At 64.9% G+C, this 16,036-nt stretch carries 12 protein-coding genes; all 12 read right to left on the reverse strand.

The genetic code is table 11. The features are described from left to right. Positions 1 to 566: 566 nt before the first annotated feature. A complete protein-coding gene (locus CFB34_RS23665; RefSeq protein ID WP_089438917.1) occupies positions 567 to 1,697 on the reverse strand; it encodes an SLC13 family permease in 1,131 nt (376 codons plus the stop codon). 10 nt (positions 1,698 to 1,707) lie between these two features. Further along, on the reverse strand, positions 1,708 to 2,601 hold the full coding sequence (locus CFB34_RS23670; RefSeq protein ID WP_027788713.1) for a ParB/RepB/Spo0J family partition protein: 894 nt from the start codon (positions 2,599 to 2,601) through the stop codon (positions 1,708 to 1,710). 31 nt (positions 2,602 to 2,632) lie between these two features. Further along, positions 2,633 to 3,412, reverse strand: a complete 780-nt coding sequence (locus CFB34_RS23675; RefSeq protein WP_089438916.1) for a ParA family protein — start codon at positions 3,410 to 3,412, stop codon at positions 2,633 to 2,635. A 56-nt stretch (positions 3,413 to 3,468) separates the two neighbouring features. Continuing rightward, positions 3,469 to 4,155, reverse strand: a complete 687-nt coding sequence (rsmG, locus tag CFB34_RS23680; protein ID WP_089438915.1) for a 16S rRNA (guanine(527)-N(7))-methyltransferase RsmG — start codon at positions 4,153 to 4,155, stop codon at positions 3,469 to 3,471. Then, positions 4,152 to 6,122: a tRNA uridine-5-carboxymethylaminomethyl(34) synthesis enzyme MnmG gene (mnmG, locus tag CFB34_RS23685; RefSeq protein ID WP_089438914.1), complete on the reverse strand. Its 1,971-nt coding sequence runs from the start codon at positions 6,120 to 6,122 to the stop codon at positions 4,152 to 4,154. Before mnmG ends, rsmG begins: the two co-directional genes overlap by 4 nt. 590 nt (positions 6,123 to 6,712) lie before the next feature. Further along, entirely contained in the window at positions 6,713 to 7,468 is a 756-nt protein-coding gene (locus CFB34_RS23690; RefSeq protein ID WP_089438913.1) for an ABC transporter ATP-binding protein, read from the reverse strand. Further along, positions 7,468 to 9,252: a branched-chain amino acid ABC transporter ATP-binding protein/permease gene (locus CFB34_RS23695; RefSeq protein WP_089438912.1), complete on the reverse strand. Its 1,785-nt coding sequence runs from the start codon at positions 9,250 to 9,252 to the stop codon at positions 7,468 to 7,470. Before CFB34_RS23695 ends, CFB34_RS23690 begins: the two co-directional genes overlap by 1 nt. Before the next feature lie 4 nt (positions 9,253 to 9,256). Then, positions 9,257 to 10,312 (reverse strand): branched-chain amino acid ABC transporter permease, encoded by a 1,056-nt coding sequence (locus CFB34_RS23700; RefSeq protein WP_089438911.1) that lies wholly within the window; start codon positions 10,310 to 10,312, stop codon positions 9,257 to 9,259. A 207-nt stretch (positions 10,313 to 10,519) separates the two neighbouring features. Beyond that, on the reverse strand, positions 10,520 to 11,677 hold the full coding sequence (locus CFB34_RS23705) for an ABC transporter substrate-binding protein (protein WP_089438910.1): 1,158 nt from the start codon (positions 11,675 to 11,677) through the stop codon (positions 10,520 to 10,522). Between the two features lie 1,125 nt (positions 11,678 to 12,802). After that, entirely contained in the window at positions 12,803 to 13,777 is a 975-nt protein-coding gene (locus tag CFB34_RS23710) for a branched-chain amino acid ABC transporter permease (protein WP_039351467.1), read from the reverse strand. Beyond that, positions 13,777 to 14,661: a branched-chain amino acid ABC transporter permease gene (locus tag CFB34_RS23715; protein ID WP_011350508.1), complete on the reverse strand. Its 885-nt coding sequence runs from the start codon at positions 14,659 to 14,661 to the stop codon at positions 13,777 to 13,779. Before CFB34_RS23715 ends, CFB34_RS23710 begins: the two co-directional genes overlap by 1 nt. Before the next feature lie 128 nt (positions 14,662 to 14,789). Then, a complete protein-coding gene (locus CFB34_RS23720; protein WP_089438907.1) occupies positions 14,790 to 15,989 on the reverse strand; it encodes an ABC transporter substrate-binding protein in 1,200 nt (399 codons plus the stop codon). Positions 15,990 to 16,036 lie beyond the last annotated feature (47 nt).

Genomic DNA, 16,036 nt, shown 5'->3' on the forward strand with positions numbered 1-16,036 from the left:
CGCAATCTTCCGCAAAATCCTTGAACCCGGCCCCAAGCTTTCTGAAAGCTTTCAGGGGTGCCTAGCTAACAAATCCGGGCGATTGTAAGCGATAGTTGCAAGTGATTCAAGGCTTTAGACGCGACAAAAACCTGCGTAAAACGACGCCTCATCATGTGAAAAAACGGGCGATTCGACGACGTACGATGACAGTTGTAAGGTCGCTTTTTTGCACCGGTATTTCTTGCCCGAAAAAATCCGGCGACGACGGAATGGCGAGGAAACGACGCCCGGCGCAGGCACCGTCGGGGCGGCACGATCACCACCCAGAACCCGCGCTGTGACGCGGCTCCGGCCTCAGGCTCGGCACGAAGCCCCGAACAGCCGAAACACTGTGATCACCGGGCCACGTCCGATGCACGAAATCCGGACTGACGCTGACGCGGCGAATTATCCAATCAGTTGTCATGCCACCACAGTCGAACGACTGTGGATTGCGACACTTATCAACAGGCCGCACCAGCGCGAATGCTGTGCCCCCTCCCCGCCACCCGAATGGCACGCCTGTGCCACACGCATCACGTCGTTCAACCGTGAACGAGCAGCCACGCGCCGAGTGCCGCGCTCACGAGCGCGAACGGAATCGAGACCAGGTGGAACGGCAACCACATGCGCGGCTCCTTCGCGAGACGCACCGCGATCAGGTTCGCCAGCGAGCCGATCGCGAAACCGAAGCCGCCGACCGATACGCCGAACGCGAGCGCGCGCCAGTCATGCGTGAACTCCGACAGCAGGATCGCGGCCGGCACGTTGCTGATGCCCTGCGACAGCACGGCGCCGGCCGCAAAGATGCGCAGCGGTGAATCGAGATTCGCATGCGCAATCGCGTCATGAATGACGGGCAGCGCAGCCGCACTGCGCAGCACGACGAACATCAGCACGAAGATCAGCAGCAGCAGCCAGTCGATCTTCAGGACTGCGTCACGTTTGACGACGAGCAGCACGATCGCGACGGCAAGCAGGCCCGGCAGCGGATGGTGCGCATCGGCGAGCAGCACGAAGGCCGCGAACAGCGCCGCCGCGATCAGCGCGTGCAGGCGTTGCACGGGAATGGCGACGACGTCGCCGGACAGGTCGAGCGGTTTCGCGCGAAACGCGCACGCGGTCAGCACGAGCAGCAACGCCATCAGCGCGATCGCGAGCGGCCCGAGCGTGACCACGAAGCGGCCGAACGACACGCCGCTCAACTGCCACAGGAAAAGATTCTGGGGATTGCCGAGCGGCGTCGCGACGGACCCCGCGTTGACGGCCAGCGCGACGACGATCACGAGCCGCCGGAACGGCAGCGGCGTCAGCGCACGCAGCGACACCATCAGCGGCACGACGACGAACAGCGCGACGTCGTTGGTGAGCCACATCGACAGCAACGCGGCGAATCCGACGAGCAGCATCGCGAGCCCGCGCTCGGAGTGCACGTGATGCACGATGCGGTGGGCGAGCCACATCAGGCAGCCGGACAACTCGAGCGCCTTGGTCAGCATCAGCAGGCCCGCGAGCGTCGCGACCGTCTGCCAGTCCACGCGATCGGCCAAAACGGAAAATGGTTGCGGACGCACCCATTGCAGCACAATCAGCCCAACCACGAGCACCGATAGCACGGGCTCCTGCGCAAGCCATCCCCACCACCGGCGCGGCGCCGGTGCGTCCGTCTCCGCCATGCGCCGCCCTTTACTCTTCGGTTGCGACGTTGCCGCGCAGTCGCACGAGAATGCCTTCGAGTGCGTCGAGGTTGCCGAAGTCGATCGTCACCTGCCCTCGCCCGCGGCGGCCAAGCTTGATCTTCACCGTCGACGCGAGCAGGTCTGACAACTCCTCCTCGAGACGGCGCGTATCGCGACCGCCATCGTCCTTCGCGCGCGCCTTCACCGCCGGCGCTTCCTTCGTCGTGTGCGTGACGAGCTTCTCGGTCTCACGCACCGACATGCGCTTGTTGACGACCTGATGGGCAAGCGTGATCTGCGTGGCCGCATCGACGGCGAGCAGCGCGCGCGCATGCCCCATGTCGAGATCACCGGCCAGCAGCATCGTCTGCACCGGCGAGGCCAGGTTCAGCAGGCGCAGCAGGTTCGACACCGCGCTGCGCGAACGGCCGACCGATTCGGCCGCCTGTTCGTGCGTGAAACCGAACTCGTCGAGCAGGCGCTGGATGCCGTGCGCTTCTTCAAGCGGGTTCAGATCCTCGCGCTGGATGTTCTCGATCAGCGCCATCGCCGCGGCGGCCTGATCCGATACGTCCTTCACGAGCACCGGCACTTCATCGAGACCCGCCAGGCGCGCCGCACGGAAACGGCGCTCGCCCGCGATGATCTCGTATTTGTCTGATGAAATGGGCCGTACCAGGATCGGCTGCATCACGCCCTGTGCGCGAATGCTCGCCGCGAGCTCCTGCAGGCTGCCTTCGTCCATCCGCGTACGCGGCTGGTACTTGCCGGCCTGCAGCTTGCCGAGCGCGAGCGTGTTCGGTGCCCCTTCGATCTTCACCGCTTCGGTGATATCGGCACTGCCGCCGAGCAGCGCTTCGAGGCCACGTCCCAAGCCCTTCTTCTTTGGTACCGCGTTCATGTCTTTCTTCCTCGCTTCGCTCATGTCCGGATCACGACACCTCGAACGCGCGAACGCGGTCGATCATCTCGGCTCCGAACTGGAGATACGCTTGCGCACCGCGCGAGCTGCGGTCGAACACCACGCCCGGCAGCCCGTAACTCGGCGCTTCCGCCAGGCGCACGTTACGCGGAATCACCGCGTCGAACACCTTGTCGCCGAAGTGCGCTTTCAGTTGATCGGAGACTTGCTGCTGCAGCGTGATGCGCGGATCGAACATCACGCGCAGCAAGCCGATGATCTTCAGGTCGCGGTTCATGTTCGCGTGAACCTGCTTGATCGTGTTGACGAGGTCCGACAACCCTTCCAGTGCGAAGTACTCGCACTGCATCGGGATCACGACGCCGTGCGCCGCGCACAGCCCGTTCAGCGTCAGCAGCGACAGCGTCGGCGGACAATCGATCAGCACGAAGTCGTAGTCGTCGGACACGTGCTCGAGCGCAGCCTTCAGCCGGCGCTCGCGGTTGTCGATGCTGATCAGTTCGATCTCGGCGCCGGACAGCTCGCGATTCGCGGGCAGCACGTCATACGTGACGCCGTCCGGACGGATGCGCGCGTCGGTCACCGACACGCCGTCGACCAGCACCTCGTACACGGTCGCTTCGCAAGCAGCCTTGTCGATCCCGCTGCCCATCGTCGCATTACCCTGCGGGTCGAGATCGATCAGCAGGACTCGTTGCTCCTGCGCTGCAAGGCTTGCGGCGAGATTGACCGATGTCGTCGTCTTGCCGACGCCCCCCTTCTGGTTCGCAACGCAGAAGATCTTTGCCATCGTTGGTGTGTTCCCTTTACCTTCAAACAAACGGCGCGCTACCGCGCGCCTGCCCTTCAATTCGCTTCGTCGACGGCCACTTCGATCAGATGCCGTTCGGCATCGAGCATCGGCACCGCCAGCCGTATCGTCTGCTTCACGCGGCTGCCTTCCGGCAATCGCGCAATCTCGTCGTCCGGGTGGACGCCCTTCATCGCCCAGATCGATCCGCCCGGCGCGACCAGATGTCGAGCAAGTTTAACGAAGTCGGATAGATCCGCGAAAGCGCGGGATACGATCATGTCGAATTTATCCGGCACTTCGACACCCGGCTGCAGCGATTCGACCCGGCCGGTGACCACCGACAGGTTCGCGAGCTTCAACTCCGCGCGCATCTGAGTCTGGAAGGCAGACTTCTTCTGCACGGTATCGTTCAGCGTGACCTGCCAGTCCGGCTCGACGATCGCCAGCACGATACCCGGCAACCCGCCGCCCGAACCGACGTCGAGCACGCGGGCCGATGCACGGCCGCGCAGATGCGGGACGATGGAAAGCGAATCGAGGATGTGCTGGATCAGCATCTGCTTCGGGTCGCGGATCGCGGTCAGGTTGTAGACCGCGTTCCACTTGCCGAGCAGCGCGACGTAGTCGAGCAGCTGGTTGAGCTGTGCATCCGTCAGCGTGAGGTCGAGCGCCGTCGTGCCTTCGACGAGCATCTGTTCCAGTACGTCCCGATTAACCGCCGGCGCGCGACGCGCCGTCATTGTTGCGTCGGGACGGCGCCGTCCCCCTGCTCCGTTGCCTCTGCGGCAGTGCCATTACGGCGCCCCAGGCCGCGGCGCTTCAGGTGCACCATCAGCAGCGAGATCGCAGCCGGCGTGACGCCCGAGATGCGCGATGCCTGCCCGATCGTTTCCGGCCGGAACTCGTTGAGCTTCTGGCTCACCTCGAACGACAGGCCGCGGACTTCGCGGTAATCGATACCGTCCGGCAGGCGCGTGTTCTCGTTCGCGTCGTTGCGTTCGATCTCGGAGGCCTGACGCTCGATATAGCCCTGATACTTGATGCCGATCTCGACCTGCTCCTTGATCTGCTCGAGCATCACCGGATCGTCGGCCAGCGGCTCTGCGGGGCCGCATTCCCCACCCTTCAGTCCACACACGCCGTCATAGCTGATACCCGGGCGGCGCAGCAGCTCGGCGAGGCTGTATTCGTGGTCGATCGCCTTGCCGAGGAGCGCGGTCGCCTCTTCCGGAGGCAACGTCTTGGGCGTAACCCACGTCGACTTCAAGCGTTCGGTTTCACGTGAAACAGCGTCGCGCTTCCGGCTGAATGCATCCCAGCGCACGTCGTCGACGAGCCCCAGTTCGCGGCCGATCTCGGTCAGGCGCATGTCGGCATTGTCTTCACGCAGGCTGAGGCGATACTCGGCGCGGCTCGTGAACATCCGGTACGGCTCGGCCACGCCCCGCGTCACGAGATCGTCGACCAGCACGCCGAGGTAGGCCTGGTCACGACGCGGGCACCACGCGTCCTTCTCTTGCACGTAGCGGCCTGCATTGAGCCCGGCCAGCAAACCCTGCGCGGCCGCTTCTTCGTAGCCGGTCGTCCCGTTGATCTGGCCCGCAAAGAACAGGCCGTTGATCGCCTTCGTCTCGAGCGACGCCTTCAGCGCACGCGGATCGAAGTAGTCGTATTCGATCGCGTAGCCGGGGCGCAGGATATGCGCGTTCTCGAGGCCGCGCATCGAATGTACGAGCTCGAGCTGGACATCAAACGGCAGGCTCGTCGAGATCCCGTTCGGGTAGAACTCGTTGGTTGTCAGCCCTTCCGGCTCCAGGAAGATCTGGTGCGATTCCTTCGACGCGAACCGGTGAATCTTGTCCTCGATCGACGGGCAATAGCGCGGCCCGACGCCTTCGATCACGCCTGTATACATAGGCGATCGGTCGAGACCGCCACGAATGATGTCGTGCGTGCGCTCGTTCGTGTGCGTGACCCAGCACGGCAACTGCTGCGGATGCTGCTCCGCGCGGCCCAGGAACGAGAAGACGGGGATCGGATCGAGATCGCCCGGCTGTTCGGTCAGCTGCGAGAAATCGATCGAGCGGCCATCGATACGCGGCGGCGTACCGGTCTTCAGGCGGCCCTGCGGCAGCTTCAGCTCCTTCAGGCGCGACGACAGCGACACAGCCGCCGGATCGCCCGCACGGCCGCCTGTGTAGTTGTTCAGGCCGACGTGGATCTTGCCGTCGAGGAACGTGCCAGCGGTCAGCACGACCGCACGGGCGCGGAAGCGGATGCCGATCTGCGTGACGGCGCCCACCACACGGTCGCCTTCGACCATCAAGTCGTCGACAGCCTGCTGGAACAGCCAGAGGTTCGGCTGGTTCTCGAGCCGGTGGCGGATCGCGGCCTTGTACAGGATACGGTCGGCCTGCGCACGCGTCGCGCGCACGGCCGGACCCTTCGACGAATTGAGGATCCGGAACTGAATACCGCTCTCGTCCGTCGCGGCTGCCATTGCGCCGCCCAGCGCATCGACTTCCTTGACCAGATGGCCCTTGCCAATGCCGCCGATCGACGGATTGCAGCTCATCTGCCCAAGCGTTTCGATGTTGTGGGTCAGCAGCAGTGTCTTTGCGCCCATGCGGGCGGACGCCAGTGCGGCTTCCGTGCCGGCATGACCGCCACCGACGACGATGACGTCAAATTCTGTGGGAAAAAGCATGGTGGATTCCGTACGCAGGGCTGCGCACGAACCTATCAGAGAAATGTATGGGGCGAATTATAGCGGGTTCGCTTTTCACCCGAATGCCGTCCGAATGGTAGGGTCTGTGCATTTCGTCGATTTTTCGACGTCGGACCGATGAATCTGTGGTTCAGCGCCCATGCCTGCGAAGCTTCCGGGCCATCCCGCCGCACATCGTTGCGCCTGTGCAGAGATCCATGTGCCGGGAAATTTCACGTGGAACATACAACCCGTTCGAGGCCTGTGTCCCGCCCAACACCCGGGCGAAACACCCTGCACCTCTTCCTCACAGAATTTCCGTCGGTTCGCTCGACACTTATCCCCTCTGACCCGGCACATCATCATTCTGTGGAACGCGTGGCAAACTACCCCGACCGACAAACCAGATCGCCATCTGCACGGTGGATGCCTCCACCTGCCGCCACTGCACAGCACTTTCGATTGTTCCTCCGGTACTTATCCCCTGATTGTTAACCGCCGATGCATTGGAGGTCGGATCTCGACCCAAAACAAAAGCGGCGTGTTTCACGTGAAACACGCCGCCCGTTTCCCTCCCACCGAGCCACCGATCAAGCCGTTTTCTTCGCCAGCCCGAGGTAGGTTTCGATCACGCGCGGATTCCGCGCGAGGTCGGCTGCCGGCCCCTCCAGCGCAAACTCGCCCGTCTCCAGCACGTAGCCGTAGTCGGAGATCTGCAGCGCTGCCCGCGCATTCTGCTCGATCAGCAGCGTCGCCACGCCCGTCCCGCGCAACGCGCTGATGATATGAAAGATCTCCTTCACGATCAGCGGCGCCAGCCCGAGGCTCGGCTCGTCGAGCATCAGCAGGTCGGGCTTGCCCATCAGCGCCCGGCCAACCGCGAGCATCTGCCGCTCCCCGCCGGATAGCGTGCCGGCCGCCTGCTTGCGCCGCTCCTTCAGCCGAGGAAACAGCGCAAACACGTGATCGAGCTGGTCGAGGAAGTTCGCTTCACCTGCCAGCTTGCGCCGATACGCGCCCAGCACGAGGTTGTCCTCAACCGTCATCGTGCTGAACAGCTCACGCTTTTCCGGCACGAGGCACATCCCGCGTGCGACGCGCTGCTCGACCGGCAATGCACCGACATCGTGACCGCGATACACGATCGCGCCCGACGCATGCCCAGTTACCGGCAGCGCGCCCATGATCGCGTTCAGCAGCGTCGACTTGCCGGCTCCGTTCGGCCCGATCACGCTGACAATCTGCCCCGCACCGACCTTGATCGCCGCGCCGTGCAGCGCCTCCACCTTCCCGTACCGGACCGCCAGCCCGCGCACGTCGAGAATTGGCATCGTCGTGTCTGTCATCACTCCACCCCGCCCAGATACGCTTCGAGCACCGCCGGATCCTGCTGCACGTCCTGCGGCAGCCCTTCCGCGATCCGTGTGCCGAATTCCATCACCACCAGCCGGTCGGTGAGATTCATCACGAAATCCATGTCGTGTTCCACGAGCAACACGCTCATGCCCTCCGCCTTCAGCCGCCGCAGCAAGTCGGCGAGTTGCTGCTTCTCCTGGTAACGCAGCCCGGCGGCCGGCTCGTCGAGCAGCAGCAGCGTCGGGTCGCAGCACAACGCCCGCGCGATTTCGAGAATCCGCTGCTGGCCCAGCGCGAGGCTGCCCGCTTCGTCGTACATGTGCTTCTCTAGCCCGACGCGGCGGATCTGCTGGGCGGCCTCGGCGAGCAGCTGCGCCTCCTCGTGGGCATTGAGCCGCGCGACGCTACGCCACACGCCGGTATGGCCACGCAGGTGCGCGCCGATCGCGACGTTCTCGAGCACCGTCATCGCCGGCAACAGCTTCACGTGCTGGAACGTCCGACCGATGCCGCGGCGGACGATCTGGCGCGAGGTGAGCCCGTCGATGCGCTCGCCACGGAACGTGATCGTGCCGCCCGTCGGCTTCAGCACGCCCGTCACGAGGTTGAACGTGGTCGACTTGCCCGCGCCGTTCGGGCCGATCAGCCCGATGATCTGCCCCGCTTTCACGTCGAAGCTGACGTCGTTGACGGCCACGAGCCCGCCGAACTGCTTGCGTGCGTTGTCGACGACGAGCAGCGGCTCGCCAGCCACGGGCTTCGCGCGTAGCGGCAACGGGTCGGCGTGCTCGGGCACATGCGACCGCGGCCCGCGCGGGAACAGCCTGGCGACGAACGGCCACACGCCCTGGCGCGCGTACTGCAGCAGCAGCACCATCAGCACGCCGAACACGATGATCTCGAAGTTGCCTTCCGAACCGAGCAGCTTCGGCAGCAGCGTCTGCAGGTAGTCCTGCAGCACGGTCAGGATCGCCGCGCCGAGCACGGCGCCCCACACGTGCGACACGCCGCCGACCACAGCCATGAACAGGAACTCGATCCCGTGGTTCAGCCCGAACGGTGTCGGGTTCACCGCACGCTGCAGGTGTGCGTACAGGAAGCCCGAGATGGCCGCGAGCACGGCCGCGTAGACGAAGATCACGACGCGCATCCAAGCGGTGTTCACGCCCATCGCCTCGGCCATCACGCCGCCGCCGCGCAGCGCACGAATCGCGCGGCCCGGACGGCTGTTCAGCAGGTTTTGCACCGACACGATCGCGGCCAGCACGACGGCCCAGATCAGGAAATACAGGCTGCGGCCGCTGTCGAGCGTGATGCCGAACAGGTTCAGCGCCGGAATCCCGTTGATCCCGTCGTACTTGCCGAGCAGTTCAAGGTTGCCGAACAGGTAGAACAACGCGAGGCCCCACGCGATCGTGCCAAGCGGCAGGAAGTGGCCGGACAGCCGCATCGTGACCGCACCGAGCACGAGCGCGACGAGCGCCGTCAGCACGACGCCGACGATCAGCGCGAGCCACGGCGATACGCCATAGCGCGTCGTCAGGAACGCGGTCGCGTAGGCGCCGATGCCGACGAACGCGGCCTGCCCGAAGCTCGTCATCCCACCGACGCCCGTGAGCAGCACGAGCCCGATCGCGACGATCGCGTAGAGGCCGATGTAGTTCAGCAGCGTGATCCAGTATTCAGGCACCTGCAGCGCGCCCGGCAGCACCGGCAGCGCGAACAGCACCACGAGAAACACCCAGAAGGTCTTGTTGCGTACCATCGTCTTCATCGTGTCACTCCTCTTCGTCTTCCGCGTGCGGCGTGACGAAGCTCCGCCACAGCAGCACCGGAATGATCAGCGTGAACACGATCACCTCCTTGTACGCGCTCGCCCAGAACGACGAATACGATTCGAGCACGCCGACGAGCAGCGAGCCGGCGGCCGCGAGCGGATAGCTGACGAGCCCGCCGATGATCGCGCCGACGAAACCCTTCAGGCCGATCAGGAAGCCCGAGTCGTAGTAGATCGTCGTCAACGGGCCGACGAGGATCCCGGACAGCACGCCGAGCCCTGCCGCGAACGTGAACGCGAGCCGCCCGGCCTCGGTCGTGCCGATGCCGACGAGCCGCGCGCCGAGCCGGTTCACCGACGTCGCGCGCAGCGCCTTGCCGGCGATCGTGCGGCCGAAGTACACGTAGAGCGCGCCGATCAGCACGAGCGCCGTCACGACGACCAGGATGCTCTGCACCGACACGGTCATGCTGCCGATCGACAGCGACGCATCCGAGAAGCCATTGGTGCGCGAGCCTTCGGCGCCGAACATCACGAGCCCCAACCCGACCATCGCGAAGTGGACGGCGACCGACACGATCAGCAGCAGCAGCGTCGTGCCTTCGGCGATCGGCTGGTAGACGAGCCGGTAGACGAACGGCCCCATCGGCACGACGATCGCGAGCGTCAGCGCGATCTGCGCGAGCATCGGCAGCGGCTGCATCGCGAAGCTGCGCGTGATCGCGAACACCGCGAGCGGCAGCAGGACGTAGCGGCTGCCGAGCGTCGCGAGCGTGCGGCCGAGCTGATGGCGCCGTTCGCGATGCCGGATCAGGCCGCCGACTTCGAGCACGAAGCACGCGATGCCCATCACGAACAGCAGCCAGCAGGTGGCGGGAAATTTCTGCGCCTGCAACGCGGCAAGCGTCAGCGCACCGTAGGCGACGAATTCGCCCTGGGGAATGAAGATCACCCGCGTGACGGAAAACACCAGCACGAGCGCCAGCGACAGCAATGCATATATGGCGCCGGTCGTGATGCCGTCTTGCGCGAGGATCGCTGCAATCGAGAGATCCATACGTTTCGTGTATCGAGAAGGCTGCGGAGAAACGAAAGACAGGAACGGCCGGGGCGCACGGGCCGCAAGATCGGCGCGTCGGGCGCCACGCAGCGAGCCCCTGCGGTTCCACACGACATGGGCATGGTCGCGGCCCGTCGGGCCCGGCGCCCTGTCGACGGCATGCACGGCGCCTGTCGCGCCGCGCACGCCGGTTTCACGTGATGCTTACTCGGCCTGCAGCTTCCACTTGCCGTCGACGATCTGCACCATCACGCGCGCACGCGTGTCGAAGCCGTTGTGGTCGGTCGGCGTCATGTTGATCACGCCGTGCGACACGGGCAGGTCCTTCACGTTCTCGATCGACGCGCGCAGCGCCTCGCGGAACGCCTCGGTGCCCGGCTGGCCCTTCTTCAGCGCGTCCGGAATCGCACGCTGCAGCAGCAGCCCGGCATCCCACGCATGGCCGCCGAACGTCGCCAGCGAGCCCGCGCCGTACGCCTTCTCGTACGCAGCCTTGTAGCCGAGCGCCGGCTTCTTCACCGGGTTCGAATCGGGCAACTGGTCGGTCACGAGCACCGGGCCGGCGGGCAGGATCTCGCCTTCGCAATCCTTGCCGCACACGCGCAGGAAGTCGTTGTTCGCGACGCCGTGCGTCTGGTACACCTTGCCCTTGTAGCCGCGCTCCTTCAGCGTCTTCGCCGGCAGCGCCGCCGGCGTGCCGGAGCCGGCGATCAGCACCGCATCCGGATTCGAGCCCATCAGCTTCAGCACCTGCCCCATCACCGACGCGTCGGTGCGGTTGTAGCGCTCGTTCGACACCAGCTTCAGCCCGTTCTTGGCGGCCGCCGCATCGAACGTCTTGTACCAGCTGTCGCCGTACGCATCGGCGAAACCGATGAAGCCGACCGTCTTCACGCCGTGCTTCGCCATGTAGCCGGCGATCGCGTCGGCCATCAGCTGGTCGTTCTGCGGCACCTTGAACATCCATGCGCGTTTCGCGTCCATCGGCGAGATGATCTGGGCGCTCGCCGCGAGCGAGATCGTCGGCGTCTTGCCCTGCGACACGGGGTCGAGCATCGCGAGCGAGTTCGGCGTGACCGACGAGCCGATAATCGCGTCGACGTGATCTTCATCGATCAGCTTGCGCACGTTCTGCACCGCGCGGCTCGTGTCGGAGGCGTCGTCGAGCACGATGTACTGCACGCTCTTGCCGGCGATTTCCTTCGGCAGCAGCGCGATCGTGTTCTTCTCCGGGATCCCGAGCGACGCGGCCGGCCCGGTGGCCGACAGCGTCACGCCGATCTTCACCTGCGCCGACGCCGTTGCCGCCGCGCACACGAGGCCTGCGGCGAGCACGGCCTCCATCCATCGATTCATCTTCATTTACGTTGTCTCCAAACGCTGCTCGAAAAATCCGCGGGTCGCTCGGGCGGCTCCCGGTCCTCAAACAAGTTAATAAATTAACTATCTCGCCATACCGCGTCTACGCTCGTTTTCCCGTGAAACACCTCATCTTCAACGGCACCCGGACGGAACCACGCACGGACGCACCGGCCGGCAGTCGAAACGGTCGTTCGACCGTCACGATGCGCAGCGGCGGTGTCGTCTGGATGAAGAAGGTGGAGAAAGGCGGAATCGTGTGCGCAATCGATGTATGCACAACGATCAAGGAAAGGCACGTCGATCCGGCCTGATGCGGCCAGGCCCACGCGCGGCACATGATCGGAAAGCCGGCCGCTCATGCGAATACGGTTGCGAATATCGATACGGATGCGCACGCAACGACTGGCAACGGCGCCGGAACGCGTCTACCGGCCGCAGAACGGCTCGGGAAGGCCGCGGCGACAGCAGCCCAACCCCACGACGAACGAACGGCACCTGCCGCCCTTCCTGCCCCGATCCATCGTCCTGCGCTGCTCATCCAACCGTACTCCCTCTTCTGCATTCTGCTTGTAGGAGAACTGCCGACCGATTTTCCCGACCGCGCGGTCGGCGAAAGCTGAGTGTAACGGACGCGTTTTGCGCACGCCAACCGGGTTAGCCCGAACGGCCGGGGCAAGGCTGAGCATCGTCTGCGAACGAATCGAGGGAAAGCGGAAAACGAGAAAACAGGGGGACGCGGCGAAGCGCGGAAGAAACGCGGGGCGAACGCAGGCGCGGAATACGGCCACTGCGCAGGCCGATGCACCAACAGCGGAAATCCGTGCACGCAAATGAAAAAGCGCTGTTGGATTCCGTCCAACAGCGCTTTGGGGTCCGGGCACTTTGTGCCTCGATTGTCTCCTCGTTCTCCACCTGCAAATTCGTTTCGCGGTGCATCAGAACTAGAGTGAATCTTAAAGAGGCTTAAGCACCACGGCAACTTAGCATTTACCCCTATGGTGCATTGCCGCACGAAAATGGGGCACCAGCCTGCCGCGCGGCGTCGGCGCGAACCCGCTCCTGCGCCCTTCCCGAGCATGCCGGATGGTGCTTCGCATCAACGCCCGGTGACGCACGCCGTCGCATTCAGGACGCCCTGAGCGGCTTGATCCGCGCAACCATCTCGCCGACGATGCCGCGCCGGAATGCGAGCACGCATGCGATGAAGATCAGCCCGGTGACGATCGTCGCCGATTCGCCGAGCGAATGAAACCACGCGACGCCCGTCGTCGACGCGAGCCATTCGCCGATGTCGCCGAGCCGGTCTTCCAGCGCGACGATCAGCGCCGCGCCCAGCAGCGGCCCGAACAGCGTGCCCATTCCGCCGACGAGCGTCATCAGCACGACGAGGCCCGACATCGTCCAGTAGGCGTCCGACAGCGTCTCGAAGCCAAGCACGAGCACCTTCAGCGAGCCGGCCAGCCCCGCGATGCCGGCCGACAGGATGAACGCGAGCAGCTTGAAGCGGTCGGTGTCGTAACCGAGCGAGATTGCGCGCGCTTCGTTCTCCTTGATCGCGACGAGCACCTGGCCGAACGGCGAATGCACGACCCGCACGATGAACGCGCACGCGGCGACCACCACGGCCAGCACGACGTAGTACAGCGCGACGTCGTTCGACAAGTCGAGCAGCCCGAACAGATGGCCGCGCGGCACGCCCTGCAGCCCGTCCTCGCCATGCGTGAACGGCGCCTGCAGGTAGATGAAGTAGACCATCTGCGCGAATGCGAGCGTGATCATCGCGAAGTAAATGCCCTGCCGCCGGATCGCGAACAGCCCGACGACGAGCCCGAGCAGCGTCGCGGCAACGGTGCCGACCAGCACGCCGAGCTCCGGCGTGAAGCCGAGCGTCTGCATCGAATAACCGGTCGCATAGCCGGCAGTCGCGAGGAACATCGCATGGCCGAACGACAGCAGCCCCGTATAGCCGATCAGCAGGTTGAACGCGGCCGCGAACAAAGCGAACGTGAGCACCTTCATCACGAACACCGGATACGCGCCGATGAACGGCGCGGCGAGCAGTGCGGCGAGCAGCACGCCGTAGAGCACTTTTCTCTGCATCATTTTTCCTTGCCGAAGAGGCCCGCCGGGCGGAACAGCAGCACGATCGCCATGATCACGAACACGACCGTGGCCGACGCTTCGGGGTAGAACACGCGCGTGAAGCCCTCGATCACGCCGAGCAGCAGGCCCGTGACGATCGAGCCGAGGATCGAGCCCATCCCGCCGATCACGACCACCGCGAACACGGTGATGATCATCGGCTGGCCCATCAGCGGCGACACCTGGATCACCGGCGCGGCCAGCACGCCCGCGAACGCGGCGAGCGCGACGCCGAAGCCGTAGGTGAGCGTGATCATCATCGGCACGTTCACGCCGAACGCCTCGACGAGCTTCGGGTTCTCGGTGCCCGCCCGCAGGTAGGCGCCCAGGCGCGTCTTCTCGATCACGAACCACGTCGCGAGACACACCGCGAGCGACGCGACCACCACCCACGCGCGGTAGTTCGGCAGGAACATGAAGCCGAGGTTGGTGGCGCCGGACAGCTGCGACGGCACGTCGTACGGCTGGCCGGACGAGCCGTAGATCGACCGGAACACGCCTTCGACGACCAGCGTGAGCCCGAACGTGAGCAGCAGCCCGTACAGGTGATCGAGCTTGTACAGCCAGCGCAGCATCGAGCGCTCGATCAGGATCCCGAACGCGCCGACGACCAGCGGCGCGATCACGAGCATCGCCCAGTACGGCAGCCCGAAATACGACAGGCCCATCCACGCAAGCATCGCGCCCAGCATGAACAGCGCGCCGTGCGCGAAGTTGATCACGTTGAGCAGCCCGAAGATCACCGCGAGCCCGAGGCTCAGGATCGCGTAGAACGAGCCGTTGACGAGCCCGAGCAGCAACTGGCTCAGCATCGCCGGCAACGGAATGCCAAAGATTTCCATCGACTTAGCCGTCAGAATGAGTTTCGTTGCGTGCGCAACCTTCATGCGTCGCACGCGCGGGCGGCGCAGCGGGCACATCGCTGCAGCCGCCACCGAGCGGCGCGCCCGCGCGCGCCGCTACGCCCTGCCTACTTCCACAACGCGCAGCGCGTTTCCTGCTTGGTCCCGAACGCCTGCTCGCCCGGAATCGTCGCGAGCACCTTGTAGTAATCCCACGGCTCCTTCGATTCCGCCGGCTTCTTCACTTCCATCAGGTACATGTCGTGGATCATGCTGCCGTCCGTGCGGATGTAGCCCTTTGCATAGAAGTCGTTGATCTTGATCTTCTTCAGCTCGGCCATCACCTTGTCGGAATCGGTCGTGCCGGCGGCCTGGACGGCCTTCAGGTAGGTCGTCACCGACGAGTAGTCCGCCGCCTGCAGGCTCGACGGCATCTTCTTCATCTTGCCGAAGTAGCGCTGCGCCCACTGGCGCGACGCCGCATCGCGGTTCCAGTACCAGCTGTCGGTCAGCACCAGGCCCTGGGTCGTCTCGAGGCCGAGGCTGTGCACGTCGTCGATGAACATCAGCAGCGCGGCGAGCTTCATCGTCTTCGTGATGCCGAACTCCTTCGCGGCCTTGATCGAGTTGATCGTGTCACCGCCCGCATTCGCGAGGCCGAGGATCTGCGCCTTCGACGATTGCGCCTGCAGCAGGAACGACGAGAAGTCCGACGCGGACAGCGGGTGGCGCACCGCGCCGAGCACCTGGCCGCCGTTCGCCTTCACGACGTCCGACGTGTTCTTCTCGAGCGCCTTGCCGAACGCATAGTCGGCCGTCAGGAAGAACCACGACTTGCCGCCCTGCTTCACCACCGCCGAACCGGTGCCCTTCGCGAGCGCCATCGTGTCGTACGCGTAGTGGACCGTGTACGGCGTGCACTGCTCGTTGGTCAGCGTGTCGGCGCCCGCGCCGATGTTGATGTAGACCTTCTTCTTCTCGGCCGCGACCTGGTTCATCGACAGCGCGGTGGCGGAGTTCGTGCCGCCGACCAGCAGGTCGAGCCCGCCGCGGTCCATCCATTCGCGCGCCTTCGACGCGGCGATGTCGGCCTTGTTCTGGTGATCGGCATAGACGACCTCGATCGGCTTGCCGAGCACCTTGCCGCCGAAGTCGGCCACTGCCATGCGGATCGCCTCGAGGCCGCCCTGCCCGTCGATATCCGCGTAAAGCCCCGACATGTCGGTGATGAAGCCGATCTTCACGGTATCCGCCGCGTGTGCGGCGCCGGCGGTGAACGCGGCAGTCGCGAGCGCGAGACAGGCCTGTGCGAGGGTCTTCATTTTCATTGACGTCTCCTGTTGTTCTGATGCGTTGTGGTTGTTCGAGGGCCGCC

It is taken from the genome of Burkholderia sp. HI4860 (assembly GCF_002223045.2).
GTDB lineage: Bacteria > Pseudomonadota > Gammaproteobacteria > Burkholderiales > Burkholderiaceae > Burkholderia.